1 rRNA gene is annotated in these 306 nt (G+C 57.8%); it reads right to left on the bottom strand.

What is annotated here, in order from left to right:
* A 23S ribosomal RNA gene (locus WQ57_RS22615) occupies window positions 1-306 on the bottom strand; the annotation flags it as partial.

The raw sequence follows: 306 nt of genomic DNA, 5'->3' as shown, positions 1-306 counted from the left end.
ATGCGATGAGCCGACATCGAGGTGCCAAACCTCCCCGTCGATGTGGACTCTTGGGGGAGATAAGCCTGTTATCCCCGGGGTAGCTTTTATCCGTTGAGCGATGGCCCTTCCATGCGGAACCACCGGATCACTAAGCCCGACTTTCGTCCCTGCTCGACTTGTAGGTCTCGCAGTCAAGCCCCCTTGTGCCTTTACACTCTGCGAATGATTTCCAACCATTCTGAGGGAACCTTTGGGCGCCTCCGTTACATTTTAGGAGGCGACCGCCCCAGTCAAACTGCCCGCCTGACACTGTCTCCCGCCCCG

It is taken from the genome of Mesobacillus campisalis (assembly GCF_000986785.1).
GTDB lineage: Bacteria > Bacillota > Bacilli > Bacillales > Cytobacillaceae > Mesobacillus_B > Mesobacillus_B campisalis.
Note: the sequence above shows the minus strand (reverse complement) of the source record. Positions and strands in the feature narration are given on the sequence as shown.